This window comes from Pseudomonas sp. UBA7530, from assembly GCF_002479365.1.
Lineage (GTDB): Bacteria > Pseudomonadota > Gammaproteobacteria > Pseudomonadales > Pseudomonadaceae > Aquipseudomonas.
In genome coordinates this window covers 477,797-496,487 of record NZ_DLMS01000013.1, presented here as the reverse complement: position 1 = coordinate 496,487, position 18,691 = coordinate 477,797, and the positions used below count along the sequence as shown (strand labels likewise).

General features: G+C 58.9%; 12 protein-coding genes, 1 tRNA gene and 1 pseudogene. 7 read left to right on the top strand and 7 right to left on the bottom strand.

Annotated elements, in window-relative coordinates; all coding sequences use genetic code 11:
* Positions 1 to 297, top strand: a pseudogene (locus B2U07_RS22920) (hypothetical protein); the annotation flags it as partial.
* Positions 298 to 391: 94 nt separating this feature from the next.
* Here the strand turns inward: B2U07_RS22920 and recD are convergent.
* The 5 genes from recD to B2U07_RS22895 form a co-directional block, all read right to left on the bottom strand.
* Positions 392 to 2,422, bottom strand: a complete 2,031-nt coding sequence (recD, locus tag B2U07_RS22915; protein ID WP_296278052.1) for an exodeoxyribonuclease V subunit alpha — start codon at positions 2,420 to 2,422, stop codon at positions 392 to 394.
* Positions 2,419 to 6,048: an exodeoxyribonuclease V subunit beta gene (gene recB, locus B2U07_RS22910; protein WP_296278050.1), complete on the bottom strand. Its 3,630-nt coding sequence runs from the start codon at positions 6,046 to 6,048 to the stop codon at positions 2,419 to 2,421. The genes recD and recB overlap by 4 nt, the downstream gene beginning before the upstream one ends.
* The gene (gene recC / locus B2U07_RS22905) at positions 6,045 to 9,458 is read right to left on the bottom strand and encodes an exodeoxyribonuclease V subunit gamma (RefSeq protein ID WP_296278048.1); all 3,414 of its coding nucleotides are present in this window, start codon (positions 9,456 to 9,458) and stop codon (positions 6,045 to 6,047) included. The genes recB and recC overlap by 4 nt, the downstream gene beginning before the upstream one ends.
* Before the next feature lie 157 nt (positions 9,459 to 9,615).
* Positions 9,616 to 9,939, bottom strand: a complete 324-nt coding sequence (locus B2U07_RS22900) for a helix-hairpin-helix domain-containing protein (protein ID WP_275547677.1) — start codon at positions 9,937 to 9,939, stop codon at positions 9,616 to 9,618.
* Positions 9,940 to 10,326: 387 nt separating this feature from the next.
* A tRNA-OTHER gene (locus B2U07_RS22895) sits at positions 10,327 to 10,411 on the bottom strand.
* A 156-nt stretch (positions 10,412 to 10,567) separates the two neighbouring features.
* Here B2U07_RS22895 and B2U07_RS22890 point away from each other — a divergent pair.
* A complete protein-coding gene (locus B2U07_RS22890) occupies positions 10,568 to 11,959 on the top strand; it encodes a site-specific integrase (RefSeq protein WP_296278046.1) in 1,392 nt (463 codons plus the stop codon).
* 54 nt (positions 11,960 to 12,013) lie between these two features.
* Here the strand turns inward: B2U07_RS22890 and B2U07_RS22885 are convergent, their stop codons facing one another.
* Positions 12,014 to 12,223, bottom strand: coding sequence for an AlpA family transcriptional regulator (locus tag B2U07_RS22885; protein ID WP_349681767.1), 210 nt, complete (start codon positions 12,221 to 12,223; stop codon positions 12,014 to 12,016).
* Between the two features lie 181 nt (positions 12,224 to 12,404).
* Here B2U07_RS22885 and B2U07_RS22880 point away from each other — a divergent pair, with 181 nt between their 5' ends.
* The gene (locus B2U07_RS22880; RefSeq protein WP_296278045.1) at positions 12,405 to 13,379 is read left to right on the top strand and encodes a hypothetical protein; all 975 of its coding nucleotides are present in this window, start codon (positions 12,405 to 12,407) and stop codon (positions 13,377 to 13,379) included.
* A gap of 46 nt (positions 13,380 to 13,425) precedes the next feature.
* On the opposite strand, the gene B2U07_RS22875 is transcribed toward B2U07_RS22880, so the two are convergent.
* Complete coding sequence (locus tag B2U07_RS22875; protein WP_296278043.1) at positions 13,426 to 14,796, bottom strand: YfjI family protein; 1,371 nt, start codon at positions 14,794 to 14,796, stop codon at positions 13,426 to 13,428.
* A gap of 359 nt (positions 14,797 to 15,155) precedes the next feature.
* On the opposite strand from B2U07_RS22875, the gene B2U07_RS22870 reads away from it, so the two are divergent.
* The 4 genes from B2U07_RS22870 (at position 15,156) to B2U07_RS22855 (ending at position 18,621) form a co-directional block, all read left to right on the top strand.
* Entirely contained in the window at positions 15,156 to 15,485 is a 330-nt protein-coding gene (locus B2U07_RS22870) for a hypothetical protein (protein ID WP_296278041.1), read from the top strand.
* 101 nt (positions 15,486 to 15,586) lie between these two features.
* Positions 15,587 to 16,555 (top strand): DUF932 domain-containing protein, encoded by a 969-nt coding sequence (locus B2U07_RS22865; protein WP_296278040.1) that lies wholly within the window; start codon positions 15,587 to 15,589, stop codon positions 16,553 to 16,555.
* A gap of 75 nt (positions 16,556 to 16,630) precedes the next feature.
* Positions 16,631 to 17,635 carry a YqaJ viral recombinase family protein gene (locus B2U07_RS22860; RefSeq protein ID WP_090430523.1) on the top strand — a complete coding sequence of 335 codons (1,005 nt, stop codon included), beginning with the start codon at positions 16,631 to 16,633 and terminating at the stop codon, positions 17,633 to 17,635.
* Positions 17,636 to 17,727: 92 nt separating this feature from the next.
* Positions 17,728 to 18,621, top strand: a complete 894-nt coding sequence (locus B2U07_RS22855; protein ID WP_084929172.1) for a hydrolase or metal-binding protein — start codon at positions 17,728 to 17,730, stop codon at positions 18,619 to 18,621.
* Positions 18,622 to 18,691 lie beyond the last annotated feature (70 nt).

The following is an 18,691-nucleotide window of genomic DNA, read 5'->3' as shown; positions in this document are numbered from 1 at the left end:
GTCTCAACCGAGGCCGCGCATTTTACAGCAGCCTTTCTATCTGTCAAGCTGTTTTTCGAATTTGTTTCCGGAGAAACTTCTTTCTACTCAACCACTTGCGCTTTCGATCAGAACCTCTTCTCTCCAGCGGGAGGCGCATTCTACAGCGTTCAAAACCGCTGTCAACACCTCTTTTCTACCGCTTTCGATCCATTCGACCGAACCACCAACAGGATCAAACCACCACCCCGTCGACCGGCGCGCATTCTACACGCCAAATCCAGCTTTGCAAGCCCTTCACTCAACTTAACTTATTGATTAACAAGAAGTTTTTGAAGCGCTTCATCGCTGAAGTGGCGCGCATTCTACATCCAGCAGAATGCGCGTCAAGCTTTAATTGCAGTTTTATTACTTATAGCGCTTCGAGCGCCTGGCGCAGGCCGCTGCGCCGTTCCACACGCCGCTGCACGGCCTGCTCGAAGATGCCCGCACGGCTTTCGATAAGACTGAACCAATGGCGCGCCCGGGTAATGCCGGTGTAGATCAGCTCCTTGGTCAGCACCGGGTTGAGACTGTCGGGCAGGACCAGCGCGCAATGGGCAAACTCCGAGCCCTGCGATTTGTGCACAGTCATGGCAAATACGGTTTCCACTGCGCTCAGGCGGCTCGGCAGGATATGGCGCAAGGCGCCGCTGCCGTCATTGCGCGGGAAGACGACCCGCAATACCTGACGTATGGGAGCACCAGGAATCTCCGGCGGCTCGGGCAAGCGTAGCGCAATGCCGATATCGCCATTCATCAGGCCCAAGCTGTAGTCATTGCGCGTCACCAGCACGGGGCGCCCCTCATACCAGCCCTGCGCCTGCTCGAGCAGCCCACGATGCACCAGGGCCTGGGCGATACGCTCGTTGAGTGCTTCAACGCCCCAGGCGCCCTTGCGTACGGCACAGAGCAACTGAAACTGATCGAACGCCGCCAGAACATTACCGGCCCAGTAATCCCAGACTTGGGAATCCGCTTCGAGGGCTGGACGCTCCGCTTGCATCACCTGCAGATAATGCGCGTATCCCTGAGGACGCGGCTCGCTACCGCCCCGCCCATCGATCAGCAGTCGCTGCAGCGCACGATCCTGCTCACCCGACAAGCGCAACACATGCAGGTCGTTCGCTCCCGCGGCCAGGGTTGTACGAGCCGCCTGCGCATCGCCCTGGTTCACCGCGCGCGCAAGACGCCCGATACCCGAGCCACTGCCAAAGCGGCGTGAGTGACGCAGCATAATTATGTGCTGTGCCAGCGCTTTGTCACCTAAGATCAGTGCAGGGTCCTCAAGCCGTTCCCCGGCCTGATTCTCCAACCAGGTGCGCGTCGCCTCGCTATAGCCACCGCTCTCTGCCTCTCGGCACAGATCGCCCAATACCGCACCGGCCTCAACCGACGCGAGCTGATCCTTGTCGCCCAGCAGAATCAGACGCGCATGCGATGGTAGTGCGTCGAGCAGGCTGGCCATCATTTCCAGGTCGATCATCGACGCTTCGTCCACCACCAGCACATCCAGCGGTAAAGGGTTGGCAGCATCATGACGGAAATGACGACTACCAGGGCGACTGCCCAGCAAGCGATGCAGCGTCGTCACCAGCGTCGGGATTTGCTCACGCACCCGCTCATCCAGCGCCAGCGACTGCACCTGCGCGCCGATGGATTCGGTCAGACGCGCGGCAGCCTTGCCGGTAGGTGCCGCCAGACTCAGACGCAGCGGCTCGCCAGTGGCCATGGCGGCCTCCTGCAACAGCGCCAGCAAGCGCACCACCGTAGTCGTTTTGCCGGTTCCCGGCCCGCCGGTGATCAGCGTGAAGCGCCCCTGAGCAGCCATCGCGCACGCCAGCTTCTGCCAGTCGGTCTGGCGCTGGCCGTCCACCACCAGCGCCTCGGGAAAGAGTGAAGCCAGGCGCGCGGCCAGATCGCTCGGAGCAGCAGCGCTCGCCTGCAAACGCTGGGCGATATTGCCGGCCACTTGGCGCTCATAGTTCCAGTAGCGCCTCATATATAGGCAGGCACCGCTGAGCACCAGCGGCGCACCCTCGCCCTCCAGCAACGAGCTGCCGACACAGGCCGTCAGCCAGGACTCGAGACTGAGCCCTGCCAAAACCTGCGACGGCAGGATCATCGCTTCTTGCGTATCCTCTCCTTCCGGCGGCAGGGATAGGGTGAAATCGGGATTGGCCAGCGTGGCGGCCAAATCCAGGCAGACGTGGCCCTGGCCGAGCTGGTGGCTGGCCAGTGCAGCGCCGAGCAGCAGCAAGGGTGAAGCCTGCGGATCCAGTTCGGCGAACAGCTGCGCCAACGCACGATCCAACTCGCGCAGCCAGCCGCGCTCGCTCCATATAGAAAGCAGGGCAAAGAGTTCGGCACGGTCGTGCAGCGCCGGCGCAAGGGTCGTACTCATGCTGCGCCCTCCTCGGCTTCACCCATGAACAGCGCGTCCAGGCGCTCGATCAGCTCGCGCGGCGGCCGCGCGAGATAAGCGCCCTGCTGCGGCGCGCGAAGGAACAGATAGAGCGCGCCCCCCACATGCCGGTCGTAGTCGTAATCCGGCAGGCGCAGACGCAGCTGGCGATGCAACGCCAGCACGTAGAGCACGTACTGCAGGTCATAACGGTGGCTGGCGATGGCGACCTCCATCGCCTCACGGGTATAGGCACTGTCGTCACTGCCGAGCCAGTTGGATTTGTAATCCGCCACGTAGTAATGCCCCTGGTGTTCGAATACTAGATCGATGAAGCCCTTGAACATGCCGTTGAGGGTGTCGGCACGCAGCGGCTGTCTGGCGAGACCCGGCAACTCGCACTGCTGCACCCAATGATCCAGCAGCCTGACGTCCACCCCGCGCGCTTCGAACCAGAACTCCAGTTCAGGCTGATACTGCGTCAGTTGCGCCAGCACGAAGTTGTCCGCGCCATTCAAGGTGAGCGGCTGGGTCAGCAACGCCAGTAGCCAGTCCTGCAACGGGTCGATCCAGCTTTCCAGGCCCCGCCGTTGGCAGCGCCTGGCCAACGCCTCACGCAACCTCGGCGGGTCCTGCGCCAGAATGGCGAAACCTTCCTCGGCCGCCATTTCCAGCAGGCCGTGCAGGAAGGTGCCGGGGTTCGGCCCGCGCGGGAAGCGATGCAGTCCCTGTGCGGATGCCGGTAGCGGCGCCAGGGCCAGCAACGGGTCCTCGTCGTCGATGGCGTTCTGCATCGCCGGACTGTCGGGCGCGACGTCCTCGTGGCGGCTGACCTGACTGGGCGCATCTTCATCCAGGCGCAGCGCACTATAGGAGGCGATCCACCAGTGTTCGGCGGCGCGGCGTACCGGCGTACGCCAGCGCGGCTCGAACTGAGCATTTTCGATCATGCGATAGCGCTGCTCGCTGGCCAGTGGAGTCGGCAGCACGGCGCTATCGAGCCCGGCATCAAAGGGAGCAAGCCACCCGGCAAGCTCGCCGCTGGCCGCCAGTGGCGCCCCACCTCCGAGCAAATAGCCCAGAGCCGATTCATGCAGACGCGACTTCTTGCCGTTACCGATCTTAAGATCCGCTACACCCAGCCAGCAGGCATGACGGGCACGGGTCAGCGCCACATAGAGCAAGCGCAGGTCTTCACCCAGTCGTTCACGTTCGGCACGCTCCAAGCTGTCTGCATCGGCCTTGAGCACCAGCCGACGGCATTCGCCGTCGTGGATCTGCAGCGGCTTCTTGTCATCCACCGGGCGGAAGGCGCAGATGAACGGCAGGAACACCAAGGGATACTCCAGGCCCTTGGATTTGTGAATGGTCACCACTCGAACCAGCGCCTCGTCGCTCTCCAGACGCAACACCTGCTCCTCGGCAGCCTGTCCCTCACCGGCCAGCAGCTCGCTCAAGTGACGAATCAGCGCCAGCTCGCCATCGAGTTCGGCGGCGGCCTGCTGCAGCAGCTCGGCCAGGTGCAGCAGATTTGTCAGCACTCGCTCGCCATCGCTACGCCCCATGAGACGCTGCGGCAGTTCGAAGTCCTGCAGCAACTGACGCAACATCGGCAGCACGCCCTGGCGCTGCCAGCGCTGGCGATAGTCGCGGAACTGCATGACCCGGCGCTCCCAGGTGCGCTCGTCGAGGTTGAGCTGCTCCAGCTCGGCCAACTCCTGCCCCAGCGTCGCGCTGGCCAGCGCTGCGCGCAGCGGGCGATCCTGGTCCGGCTCGGCACAGGCACGCAGCCAAAGCAGCAGATCGCGCGCCTCCTGGGCGGCGAACACCGAGTCCTTGTCGGAGAGATAGACGCTACGCACGCCACGCGCAGCCAGCTCACCGCGAATTGTCTGCGCCTCGTTGAAATCACGCACCAGTACCGCGATATCGCTGGGCCGCAGGGCACTGAGCACGCCCTCCTTGCTGAAGCCGGCCTGCCCGCGCTGACCCAGATCAAGCAGACGCACGATTTCGCTCGCCGCACCGGCCGCCATGGCATCCAGATAAGCGCCCTTGGCAACCGGCTCGTCACTCGCCAGATGCCACACGGTCAGGGCTGGTTGCGCCTGCCCCTCGACGCTCCAGCCTTCGCCCCGGCCCTGCGCGCCCACCTCGATAAAAGGCAGATCATCGCGTAGCAGAAACGCCCCTTCACTACCCTCGCGCTGCTCGGCCCTCAGAAAAACGCCGTTGACGGCATCGACCATGGCCTGGCTGGAGCGGAAGTTCTTCTCCAGGTTGTAGTGCCGGCCCGACGTCGCCCGGCGCGCGCGCAGGTAGGTATGAATGTCGGCGCCACGGAAGGAATAGATGGCCTGTTTGGGGTCGCCGATCATGAACAGGCCGCAGTCGTCGCGGTTGGCCTCGACCTCGTAAAGCGTATCGAAGATGCGGTACTGCAGCGGGTCGGTGTCCTGGAATTCGTCGATCAGCGCCACCGGGAACTGGCGGCGAATCACCTCGACCAGGCGCGGCCCATTGCTGCCCTGCAACGCCGCGTCCAAACGCACGAGCATGTCGTCAAAACCCATCTCCGCGCGCTGACGTTTCTCCCGGTCGAAGCGCTGGCGAACCCAGACCGCCGCGTGGCGCAAAGCCGCTTCAGCAGGGTCAGGCAACGCATCGAGTTGCACCTTGAGTACAGCCATGGCGTCCAGCGCGGGATGAGCAGGCACCTCGCCCTTCCAGGCTTCGGCCAGGCCGTCGGGGGTCAGGCGGATGAAACCCGTGCCCAGGTCGAGGCGCGGCTCTTCGCCACCGGCCCACTCTCGCAATTTGGCCAGCCAGGGATTGTAGAAGCGCGCCTGGATTTTTTTGCCGTCCACCTGCTTGGCCGCCACTGCCGCATCCAGCAGCAGCTGCAGTTCATCGGCCCAGGTCAGCCAGGGCGCCTTGAGCTCGGCAAGCGCCTTCTCGCGCTGCCGCAACGCATTATCGAGCAGCTCACCCAACGATTGAGCCGCAATCTCGCCCTCCTCGCTCAGCAAGGGTCGCAACCTGCCACCAAGCCCGGTGGGCGTGCCCCAGACGCCAGCCACCCATTGCAGCGAGGCGTCTTGCAGCGGATAGCAATGCTGCCGCCAGTAGTCCCGCACCACTTCGGCCAGCAGCTCGCTGTGATCGGTCTCCAGGGTCTGGCTGAACAGGCTGCCGCTGTCGAAGGCATGTTCGCGCAGCATGCGCTGGCACCAGCCGTGGATAGTCGATACGGCAGCCTCGTCCATCCATTGCGCGGCCAGTTCCAGGCGGCGGGCGCATTCGTCCCACTGCGTCTGAACGAAATCACCGCGCAGCTCACGCAGCAGGTCATCGCCCTGTGCATCGCCCCGGAATACGCTCGCGGCCTCGACCAGGCGTGCGCGAATCCGGTCGCGCAATTCGCGGGTAGCCGCGTCGGTAAAGGTCACCACCAGAATCTGCGGCGGCAGCAGCGCCTCGCGAAACGCAGCCTCACCGCCATGCCCGAGGATCAGCCGCAGGTAGAGCGCGGAAATGGTGAAGGTCTTGCCCGTGCCGGCGCTGGCCTCGATCAGACGGCTGCCGTGCAGGGGAAACGTCAGGGCCAGAGGACGCTGTCGGTTCATACTGCGTCCTCCTCGATCGCTTGCGGATGGCTGTCGAGCAGCGGCTGATAGAGCCGCTCGCTCCATGCCGGAAACTGGCCATCGGCGGTAAGCGCGGCATAGTCCGGGAACTGGCGCGCAAGGCTGGCGCTGCCCTGGACTTCACCCGTGAGGTTGTAGCCGCCCTCGTAGATGCTGCGCGCTTTCTCCTCGTTGTTGTCCTGCAACCAGGCCAGCGAGGTTTTCAGCGCGACCGGTAGAGGCGCCTGCATGCCGGTGTTCCAGGCTTCCAGCCAAGTGGTCAGTACACTGGCTGCGTGCTCTACAGGCACGGGCTCGAACGACAGAATGCGATCCTCGCCGACCAACAAGGTGGTCAGCGGCACGCCGCAGGCCGCGGCGATCACATGCAGCACGTAGGGCCGCAGCAGGCGATGCCACTTCCAGCTCTTGTCCTTGTGCAGTGCACCCGGCAGCAGCTCCAGGCGCGCCAGGCTGCCATCGGCTTTCTGCCGTAGTCCGGCAAGCCAGCCGTCGAGCTGCACACCGGCGACGGTGAAAGTCAGGCGCTGCGGCGATTCCAGTAACGCCGGCCACAACAGGCAGAGCCCCCGATAGCGGCGCAGCTGCGCGGGCAACGGCTCCAGCAACGCGTTGCGGTGCTGCTCACCGAAACCGGCCAGCGGCAGCACACCGCTGCGTTGCAGGCGGTCGGCGGCTGAGCTCAGCGCATCTTCGCTATCCTCTTCGGTCGCGACAGCTGCTTTGAGCAAGCTCTCCTGCAACTGATAACGCTGCAGGCCATCGAGCGCGAACGGCTCGTTATCCAGTTGCGCCTGCTGCTCTTCATCGAGAAACACCTTCAGGCGGCGGGTGAAGAAACACTTCACCGGATCACGCAGGAACGACTGCAGCAGCTCGGGCGTGAGCTGCTGCCCCTCCTCCCAGGGCGACAAGGACGCAGCATGCTCACGTGCCGAGGCCTGACCATGCAGCGCGGCCCATTCGTGGGAATAGCTGAACAGCTGCGCCTCATCATTGAAGTAGCGGCGACTGAAAGGCTGCAGGGGATGCTCGGTCGTCAGGCCGTGCAGAAGCTCACCGCCACCGGCCAGCGTCCAGGCACTGGCAAGATGGTCACGCAGCTGACCGACCAGCACGGACGGCGGTCGCTCGCTGTTGTCGCGAATGCTGCGCCCTACCCAGCTGATATAGAGACGATCACGCGCCGCCAACAGCGCTTCCAGCAGCAAATACCGATCATCCTCGCGACGTGAACGATCACCGGGTCGGTAATCACCGGCCATCAGGTCGAAATCCAGCGGCGCCTGGCTGCGCGGGTAGTCACCATCGTTCATGCCCAGCAGGCAGACCTGGCGGAACGGAATCGCGCGCATCGGCATCAGGGTACAGAAATTCACCGCTCCGGCGAGAAAACGCTGGCTCAGCCGCCCCTGATCGAGCCCGCCGAGCCAGGCTTCACGTACCACCGGCAGGGTCATCGCTTCGTCCAGCGTCGCGGCCTCGCAAAGCGCCAACCAGGCATCCAGCGCATCGAGCAACTGGGTCGCTAACTGCTCTTCACGGTCGTTCTGCGCCAGGAAGAAGTCGTCGAGCAACGTGCGCAGACGCTCGCCCCATTGCGCAGGCGTGGCGGGCTCACGCAGTTGCTGCAAATGCCGATCAAGGCTTTCCAGCAGGCGCGTTACCGGGCCGATCAACGCGGCGTCGAGCCCGCCGATCTCATCATAGGGTTCGATACCGGCAAAGGCGTCGGCCGTGCCTACCGCGTAGCCCAGCAGCATACGCCGCAGGCCGAAGCGCCAGGTGTTCTGCTCCAGGTTCTCGCCGAGCCCAAGCGATTGCCGCTGGGTCGCATTCAGCCCCCAGCGCACACCGGCGCCCTCGAGCCAGCGGCGCAACGTGGGCAACTGGTCCTCGGCGATGGCGAAACGTTGACGTAGCGCGGCGACATCCAGCAGATCGAGAATCTCGCTGACGCTGAAGCGGCTCTCCGGCAGGCGCAGCAGGTGCTCCAGTGCGATGATCATCGGCTCCTTGCCGCGCAGGCCCTGGTCGGCCAGGGTGAAGGGGATAAAACGCGGATCGTCGCTGGCAAACTGGCCGAACACGGCCTGGATATGCGGTGCATAGGCGTTGACGTCCGGCACCATGACGATCACGTCGCGCGGGCGCAGCGTGGCGTCCCCGCTGAAGCTGGCCAGCAGCTGGTCGTGCAGTACCTCCACCTCGCGCTGGGCGCTGTGGGCGATGTGAAAACGCAGCGAATGATCCCTGACAGGATCGACAGCCGGCCAGGTGCTGCGCGTTTCCGCCAGCGGGCGCAGGTCGAGAATGTCGTTCTGCAACTGGCCGAGCAGGCTGTTCTCACTGGTCGGGCTGAACAGGTCGATACGCTCGAACTGCTCGCGGTAGCGCTGCGGCTCATCGTACTGATCCAGCAGGTTAATGTAATCGCGCCCCTGCTTGCCCCAGGCGGCCAGCAGCGGCTGCCCGTGCTGGTGCATGTCCTCCTGTTCGAACAGGCCGATCTGCGCGCCTGGCCTGCCCTTGCGTTGCTGGCGACGATACTCGTGGCGCAGCAAATCCTTGTCTTCGACGATATCGCCCCAGTGGTGCTGACAGGGGTTGTGCACGTAGAGCATGACCTGACTGAAGCGCGCCATGGCCGCCAGCGCCTCCAGCACCTGGGCCGGCAACGAAGAAATTCCGAAAACGGAAATGCGTCGCGGCAGCCCGGCGGGCGGCGCGTCCAGCTCGCCCAGGCGGGCCACGAAGCGCGGATGCACGCCGGCGCGACTCTCGGCCAGATGCTGCTCGCCAACGTCTGTCAGCAAAGCGCGCCACAGCGCGGGTTGCCAGAGGGAATCGCCCTCCAGTGGCCGCTCGCCGCCACGTGAGGTGCGCAGGCGGTCATGTCCACTGGCCCAGTCCGCCAGCCAGTCGGCGCGGTAGACCTGGTACTGATCGAACAGATCCGCCAGACGCTCGGCAAGCTGGTGGCGCTTGCGCAGATCCTGATCATCAGCAAGGAAGCGGCGCAAGGGCGCAAAGGCCTCCTCGGCCAGCAAGCCCGGCAACAGCCGCATCAGACGCCAGGTCAGCGGCGCCTTGTCCAAGGGCGATTGCTGCGGGATCGCGTCCTTGCCCAGCACGTTGCGGTATGCCTGCCAGAGAAAGCGCGCCGGCAGATCGACATCCAGCGCCGCGGCGATGCCACAGCCGTCACGCTCGGCCAGCGCCAGCTTGAGCCACTGGGCGATGCCGTTGCTCTGCACAAGCAGCACTTCATTCTCCAGCGGCCGCAGCGGATAGCGCCGCATCCACTGCACCGCCAGCGCACGCAGCTCTTCGAGGTGGTTACCGTGAATGACGATGAGGCCGGGGGACAGCTCCGGGCTGGCGGGCATCGACTGACTCCTGTCGAAAATCGAAGCGCAAGTTTGCCAGCATTTGGCGACAAGGTGCGTCAGTCAGTATGTATGTCAGCAACGACCTGAAGCATTCGGCCCGAAAACGAAAAGGCCGGTCAACGACCGGCCTCGGTGGTAAAGACAGCTGCAGGCATCATTCGACCATGAGTTTGTCGCGATTCTTGTCCAGAGTCGCCTCACCGATGCCTTTGACCTCGAGTAACTCGTCAACCGAAGCGAAATTACCATGAGCCTCGCGATAGGCCACGATAGCCTGCGCCTTGGTCGCCCCGATGCCAGCCAACTCACGCTGGAGAGTTTCGGCATCAGCGGTATTCAGATTGACGGCGACCGCCTGAGCAACCTGCACGGAGGCCGTAGCGGCTGGTTCGGTCTTCGAGGTTTCTACTGCCGAAGCGGCAAGGGAGAGGGAGGTAAGAACAGCGAACAGCACAGAGGAAAGGTAGATTTTCATCATCTTAACGTTCCTTGTAAGTGAGTAAGACGAGCACGTTAGGCTCGTTCTTCAACCTAGACGCTATTTCCTCGGTGTCAAATTCTCGGTGAATTAACGGGGTGAAAGCCTCAAAAGTCAGGCACTTGTTAGCCCGCCGATCAGGCGTACATACGAAGACAAGAGGACTTTACAGCCTTAAAGAACCGCAGCGCCGCCGATGAAAAGGGAAACAGATGATGAAAAAACCAACAGGATTTCGGCCACCGACTCGCGCGGTCCGGCCCTGACAATTTTGAGGAGAATGGCAGGATGAAAAAAAGTCCCGCAAAAGTCCCTACGCTTCTACGTGTGAAGCGCCCATAAAAAAATCCAGTCACCGCTAAGTGACTGGATTTTCTAGGGATTTTTTGGTCGGGACGGAGTGATTCGAACACTCGACCCCTTGCACCCCATACAGGTAAAAAACCGTCCAAGCCGATTCCAGCACATCCAAAGCACCCGCCACAACCCCTTGATTTAACTGGCTTACAGGCAATTTCTCATCCAAAATAGCCCTATCCGATTCAAAGAAAGCCGATCTCAATTGGCAACGAATTGGCAACCAGACAATCTCAATTGGCAACCAATTGGCAACGGGGGAATTGACCAAATGGCCAAGATCACAGATCGACAGATGACTGGCAAACCAGGGGCAAGTGACAAATGGTTGAGCGAGGTAGCCATCTGGGGTCATGGCAGCCTCGTAGCCCGAATCACTCCAGCCGGAGAACGGCTGTTCTACTTTCGCTACACCAACAGCCGTAGCGAGCGCGTGACCTACCCTATCGGGACTTACAGCCGCGATAGCCACGAAGGCACCATGACGCTTGCGGAAGCAGGCCAACGAGCCAAAGAACTGGCCGGATTACATAAGTCAGGCATTAAGGACGTGAAGGAGCATCTCGAAGCAGAGGAAGCTGCTCGAATTGCTGCTCGCGACGCCGAGCTTGCAAGGGTTGCGGCTGAGAAAGCTGCTGTCGAAGAAGCAAATGCTCGACTTGCCGCTAGAAAAACAGTCCAAGACCTGTTCGATCATTGGGCAAAAGTAGACCTCATCAACCGTAAAGATCGCGGGGATGAGGTTCGTCGAATGTTCAACAAGGACGTCCTTCCCTTCTTGGGCGCACTACATCTCGACGAAGTGAAGAAAGGCCACATCACAGAAGTGACCGATGCCCTGCTTGCCCGCGGCGTTAACCGGATGGCCAAAATGATTTTTAGTCTGATGCGGCAGATGTTCAGGTTTGCTGTCGACCGCGATTTAATTGACCATGACCCAACAGCCAGCATCCGCAAAGCCAAAATTGGTGGCAAAGACATAGAGCGGGATAGGGTTCTGAGTGAGGATGAGATCCGAACATTGGCTAAGCTAGCACCAGACGCCGGCCTACTCCCTTCTACTGAAGCAGCAATCTGGATAGCTCTATCGACCTGCTGCCGAATAGGGGAGCTGATGAACGCTCGCTGGGAGAATATCGACCTAAAAGCAGGCATCTGGCTCATTCCCAGCGAAGACAGCAAGAATGGCAAAGCGCACACCGTGACCCTGTCTGCATTTGCAATCCAACAGTTCGAACGCATCAAGGCCATCAGCGGCAAAAGCAAGTGGTGCTACCCAAACACCAAAGACACTGGGCCAGTATGCTCCAAAACTGTTACAAAGCAGTTGGGAGACAGGCAACGCAAACCAGACCAAGGAACCATGAGCAACCGCAGCGCCAAAGCTCAAGCTCTCTTACTAAAGGGTGGAAAGTGGACTCCACATGACTTGAGGAGAACCGGCGCCACCATCATGACTGCACTTGGCGTTCTACCTGAGGTGGCTGAACGCTGCCTGAATCACACCGAAGAAAACAAAATCAAGCGCACCTACCAGCGCCATAGCTACAACAAGGAAATGGCAGATGCATGGCGAAAACTTGGAGATCATTTAATACACCTGCTTCGTAGTGAAAAGAGCATCCGACTCAAGAGCGCCCCGAAGAGAAGCGGCTTTATGTAAGCCCCACAGAAGTACAACCGCAACTAACGAGCCACTTAGCAATAAGCTGAACGTTCAACTGTCATCGCCAGCAATATTGAATCTCTTCTTTATCCAATCGTTAACGCTTTCTTCAAGCCAGCCTACAGCTGAAAGCCCTATCTTCACAGGTTTCGGGAAAGCTTTATCATAACGGGGAGACTTGATATTAATTCGATCATATATCGTTGATCGCGAAAGCCCTGTTCGCTCCTGCACTTGCTTCAGACGTAAAATTCTCATCATCACTCCATCCACGCCAAGCCCCAACGCACTTGGGGCCGATGGCGATAGAGTGGAGCTTTAGTTTTTTTTGACCAATCCCTATGCTTGAGCCTGACAAAGATCACAAGCAGAGATATTGCAACACTTTAGAAAATACCTTATCTTGGCAGGAGGCAGACCTTAAATTACTCTAGAGCCAGGCATGTCAAACACACAATCCGAGTCGGCTGCACAGTGCATCATAACGAAGGCGCACAGCTATATCCAACAAGCATTCGAACTGAGGGGAATTGGCCACGACAAAAGAGATGCAGAACTCGCCTCTATTAAAAATGAAATTGAATCCGAAAGATCCAATATCGACTTGACTACCGAGCCAAGCTTCAAAATAAGCCAAGACAAGAAAGCGATAGACTCACAAATCTTTGAAAGCTACAAACAATGCCTTTTGTACGCACTTCATACGGACAGAATAAACAATCTTGAAATCACCCCAATGATCGCTATTGGGCAGAGTCAAATAATTGAGAACGCCCTCACTAGAATGACAGCCGCCCTGATGAATGCCAGGGCCCACTTGACCGCTCTAGAAATTTTGATCAATGTCAAAAACAAACACTACACAGTTAGAGCGTCAAAAGCGGCAAATGTCAGACACTTAAAACCATCCCAAAATGAAGGCTTATTAATAATCAAGGCCCTCGTCAAAAGCATCCATTACAACAACCCTGTTTTATATAAATCAAAAATGGACGCAAGGACTGACTACACAACCAAAATAATCGCGAACATAAATAAAGAATACGGGATATTAGACATAACTGACACCAATGAACTTAAGTGGCAAATATACAACTTATGCCTGGAGCTGACCGACAAGATCAAGGGACCTGCGGCACGAATTTCAGACAGGCTAGCCTGGATTAGAAGCCAACAACCCAGTACAAGCACAGAGACCGAGACAAGCATGCTGCACGAAGCATCGCTTACACTTAACTTCAACGAAGGCATGAAGACCGCACTTCTTTATATGCTAATCGAAAAATTTAACGATATACCATTAGAGATATCCACCAAGATCAAATCAATCAAAACAAAGGAGCAGATTGAGAGAGGGCTAGCACTCTTATCAAGAGGCGCGAACTTAAGTGAAATATCTGCAGCCATGGACGCATAAAAGAATCGCCCGACTTACACGGGCGATTCTTTTATGCCCACCCCCTCTACGACCGCCATGTGGAATATGGTGAAAATTGTACAAGCTCATTACTGCAAGCAACAGGCGGCACAACACCACCATATCTCAAATTAATCATCTTGGTTTTCCCCCTCATATAAATAGTTACCGAGCCATTTGAAACAAGGAAATCAACCGCCTCCTTCAGGCGTAACTTATCTCGTAGGGTTGCAGGCCCACATTGACGAACAATGTTATAAGACAACCCCTCAAGACTCCCCCTTAATCGCTCAAGCAACCACGGATAAAGAACCTGAGCATCCTGCACAAATCTTGGCGCCGGCAAGAAAACCTTATTAAAACTCATGGAGTAGTAACAGCACAGCTCGACCGCCACAAGCAAACTTGATACTGCTATTTTTTTATCCTTATTTTCAAATATATGAATCAACGCAGCGACCCGCGCAATATTTTCACCCAATTTAGAAGCATGATCTTTCACATGCTCAAACCTACCGCCCGGCATAATCTCCACTTCAATTTCATTGACTATATCAATCCAGTAAGAAGCTGCTTCATGCTCAAACTCTAAGGGCTGCCTATACACCGCCCCCTTCCTTAAAGAAAGATTATTCCTCGCCAGCTGATCTAGACGCCGCTCAACGGCTGCCCACAACTTACTGTCTTGTTGTTCGCCAAGAGTTCTTATGCGAACTTCTGCCCGCTTATCAGGTGCACAAACTATGAAACGGGCCAGCATACCCGAATCTCTGGCTAGCGTTCCTTTCTTCTCAAGATAGTCAGCGACAACAGCGGGCTGAGCCATCAACATTAACATCAGTCGAACATCTTCAAGTACGATATCATCCTTGTTCGCCCGCATCACGATAGTATCCCTGCCATCCCAAAGAGTATTTAAGTGGCCTCTTGCACCACTCATTGCACTCTTGAAAAAAACCTCAGCTTCATCCGTGGCCAAAGCAGCGCTTGGGATTGATCTCTGCAAACTCGCAAATAAACCTTCTGGAGTGACATCTTTGTAGAGCAGTTGAAAGCTACGCAGAACGTTAACAGCATTCTCCTCATCAGCAAATGAAACAGATTTCTTTCTCTCCTCACGCTGCAACCTCTGGATAGGCATCATTACTTTTTCATAAACGACTGACTTACCATATCCAGACTCAACCACAATTAGCGCATTGATTGAAACCGGCCTTATCACATTGTACGGTAGCTTTACATCGAATCGTCCCTGTGCGACTGCTGAGATGCCTCCCAGCAGAGTGAGTGCAACCATTTCAGGATGAACCTTGCTGTTATACGCCAATTCCTCTGAAGCAGACCAAAGCAGCGTGTGTTCAAGCGCTTTAACATTAATAGAGCCAGGTGGCGGTAGTTTTTTACGTAACGTGTACATGAAGCCTCTCCTCAAGTGCGCGGGTCATAGGCCCCATGCCTATGACCCGCGCACCCTAACGAGTTAGCCACTCATCCTATACAGCCTTGCCTAGTCATATTCACAGCCGCAAGCAGAACCATTGACACCACTCAAAAAACACGATCTAGAAACACTATGAAAAGCTGAGATTATTATCCTTTCACTGCTATTTCAGATATTTCAGCTACGAATATCAGAAATCTCACACGTCTCTTTCCGCATCTCAGCAGAAAAACACTGAAAAGGCATTAAATTACAGATTTTCAGACCTAAATAATCTAAGGGAAGACGGGTGCGTATTGCCCTCTTCAGCCCTTCCCTTTTTAGGAGTCTGAACGATGTCGATTAACTGCCCTTCCTGTAACTCTGCTCGCGTCACAGCACGCAACCATGCCCGCAAAATCGGAGGTGCAGCCGGTGCTATAGGTGGAGCCGCGACCGGCGCGGCGAGCGCTGCAGCCGGTGCGCAGAGTGGTGCCGCCCTGGGCGCGGTTGCTGGCCCCATCGGAGCGGCCCTGGGTGGCCTGGCTGGTGCCATCCTGGGCGGCTTGGCTGGTGGCGCCGTCGGCAGCCTCGCCGGCGCACGCATGGGTGAAGAAATCGATGCCCGCGTGCTCGATAACTTCGAGTGCCATGCCTGCGGCCACGTCTTTTCCCTCGACCAATAGCCCTCCTCCAGGGCTCGCACGCGCCTTCATTCAATCCCATTCCCACCGACTCGGCATTCGAGTGTCGGGCGATAGCCAGTTACTCTGGCAAGGAGATCTTTATGGCTCACCTCATTGAGCAAATGGCCTATGTCGGAGCCACCCCGTGGCACGGCCTGGGTAATCAACTCACGCAAAAGCAGCCCCTGGAAGTCTGGCAGCGCGAAGCCGGTATGGACTGGCAGATCCTTGAAAGCCCTGTGCACTTCAAATCGGATGCCATCGGCCATCTGGGCACCATCCATTCGTTCCCCGAGCAGAAGGTATTGTTCCGTTCGGATACCAAGGCGCCGCTGTCGGTGGTCTCCAAGCGCTACCACACCGTGCAACCGCGCGAAGTGCTGGAGTTCTACAGGGATCTGACCGAGGTCTCCGGCTATGAGCTGGAAACCGCTGGCGTACTCAAAGGCGGCCGCAAGTTCTGGGCGCTGGCGCGTACCGGGCAAGGCGCTGCACTCAAGGGTAACGACCAGGTAAACGGCTACTTACTGCTGGCCACCTCCTGCGATGGCACCCTGGCTACCACCGCCACGCCAACTACCGTGCGGGTGGTATGCAACAACACGCTGACCGTCGCCCTAGACGGCACCAGTCGCGCGATCAAGGTGCCGCACAACACCCGCTTCGATCCCCAGGCGGTGAAGAAGCAACTCGGTATCGCCGTCTCGCAATGGGACGACTTCATGTACCGCATGCGCGCGCTGGCCGAGCGTAAGGTGCAATGGCACGAGGCGCTGGGCTTCTTCATGAACGTGATGTGCGAGACCAGCCCGACCGGTGCGCTGCCGGAACAACTGCCGAACGAGCGCGCTCTGCGCAAAGTGCAGGAGCTATATGAAGGTCGTGGTCGCGGCAGCCAGCTGGACTCGGCACGCGGCACTGCCTGGGGCCTGCTTAACGCCGTGACTGAGTTCGTCGACCACGAGCGCCGCGCACGCAGTAACGAGTACCGCATGGACTCGGCCTGGTTCGGCCGGGGCGCGCAGATCAAGCAGCGCGCCCTGGACGCTGCGCTGCAGCTCGCCGCCTAAGCCTCTATCAAATCAACCCTCGCGCCCGGTCAGCCCAGTGCTGGCCGGGCGTTTTTATGTCTGCAGGTGAGCAACATGAAAGCAACGTCACTGAACAGCAGCACCCGCAAGAAACGCCCTGCCCTGCGCCTGGTCAGCACCAAGGAGCTGCCGCGCGAGGACTGGCTGCAAATCCGCAAGCAAGGTATTGGCAGTTCGGATGCGGCAGCAGCGGTCGGCCTCAATCCCTACAAATCGCAGCTGGAACTGTGGCTGGAGAAAACCGGCCGCGACACCAAACTGCCGAAGACCGATCCGCATGATGAGGAAAGCCCAGCCTACTGGGGCAACGTACTCGAGCCTATCGTGGCCTGGCACTACAGCAAGCGCACAAAGAACCGCGTGCGGCGCATCAACGCCGTGCTCCAGCATCCGGATCCGGAAATGTCCTGGATGTTGGCCAACATCGACCGTGAGGTGATCGGCGCTGACGATGTGCAGATTCTCGAATGCAAGACTGCCGGCATAAACGGGGCACGCCTCTGGAAAGAGGGCGCGCCCGAGTATGTGCAACTGCAGGTCATGCACCAGCTCGCCGTCACCGGCAAGCAGGCGGCTGATGTGGCTGTACTGCTAGGCGGTCAGGCGCTGGAGATTCACCGAATCGAGCGGGACGAGCAGATGATCGCGCGGCTCATCGAGCTGGAGCGCAGGTTCTGGCAGTACGTGGAAACGGACACACCGCCACCGGCCGATGGCTCGGCATCCGCTGAAATGGCCCTGCGCTGCCTCTATCCGGAAGACAACGGCCAGGTCATCGACTTCAGCAGCCATGCCGGACTGACCGCAGCCTTCATCGAGCTGAAAGCCGTTCGCCAGTCGATTGCCGACAAGGAGAAGCGAGAAGCCGAGCTCAAGCAGATGTTGCAGCAAGCCATGGGTGACGCCAGCCGGGCTGAGTTCGCCAGCGGTTACGTCAGTTGGCGCAAGGCCAAAGACAGCATTGGCTTGGACGTCACTCAGCTACTCAAGGACAAACCTTACTTGCAGGCCAAGTACCCGCTACTGAAGCCCGGCGCTCGGCGCTTCTTGGTCGGCTGAATCCGGCTGTTTCCACCCGTTCCCTCCCCCTTGGCCAGTCCATGCAGTTCGCGCTGCATGGCTGGCCTTTTTTCGTTTCCAGGAGAACACCCATGTTGAAAGGTCTGGCTCTAACGCCCCCAGTGATTGGCCGCATCTCAATCGGCAAAGTCGTCGAGAGAAACGGCAAACGTCTGCCGGAGAAAGACGATCAATTCACCATCACCTCCCAGGTGCAAGGCAAGGATGGCTGGTTACTGCATCCACTCAACGACCAACTGCGCCAAGGCAAAGAAGACAAACTGCGCAGCATCCCGATCCGTCTGATGTTCAACGAACCCGAGCTCAACTTCCGCGCCGACTACACCCTGTTCGATCGGCAAACCGGACGCCCGGTTTGTGTGGGCAATGGGGAAACCTGCAAGCGCATTGATCAGGACGGAATCCAGACACTGCCGTGTCCCTCGCCCGATGCCTGCCCACTGGCCAAAGGGGGCGCCTGCAAGCCGTACGGCCGACTCAATGTCGTTATTGGCGACGATGATCCGCTAGGCAGCTTTGTGTTCCGCACCACTGGTTTCAACAGCATCCGCACCCTCGCAGCACGCCTGAAATACTTCCAGGCAATCTCGGGCAATCGCCTGGCCTGCTTGGCATTGGAGCTGCGCCTACGCGGCAAATCCACCCGGCAAAGCCATGGAACGCCCATTTTCTACGTGGACATCACGCTGCGTAGCGGCATGAGCGTGGAGGAGAACCTGCTGGCCGCCAAGCAATTGGATGAGGCTCGCCAAGCAGCCGGCTTCGACCAGCGCGCGCTCGATAGCGCCGCGCAGCAAGGGCTGGGCAATGGCGCCTTCGAAGATAACGAGGAGGACAGCGGCACGATTGTCGATGAGTTCTTCCCGCTCACCGAGCCAGCGCCCACCGCCAGCGAGCCTTCACCCCCACAACGCACAGCCCTGGCCGCCAAGCTGGAATCGCTCAGCAGCGAAGCGAGGCCCTAAGTCTCAGGAGGTTCTTCATGGAAACACGATGCCTGATTTGCGAGTCGATGCTCGTGGTCACCAAGGCACA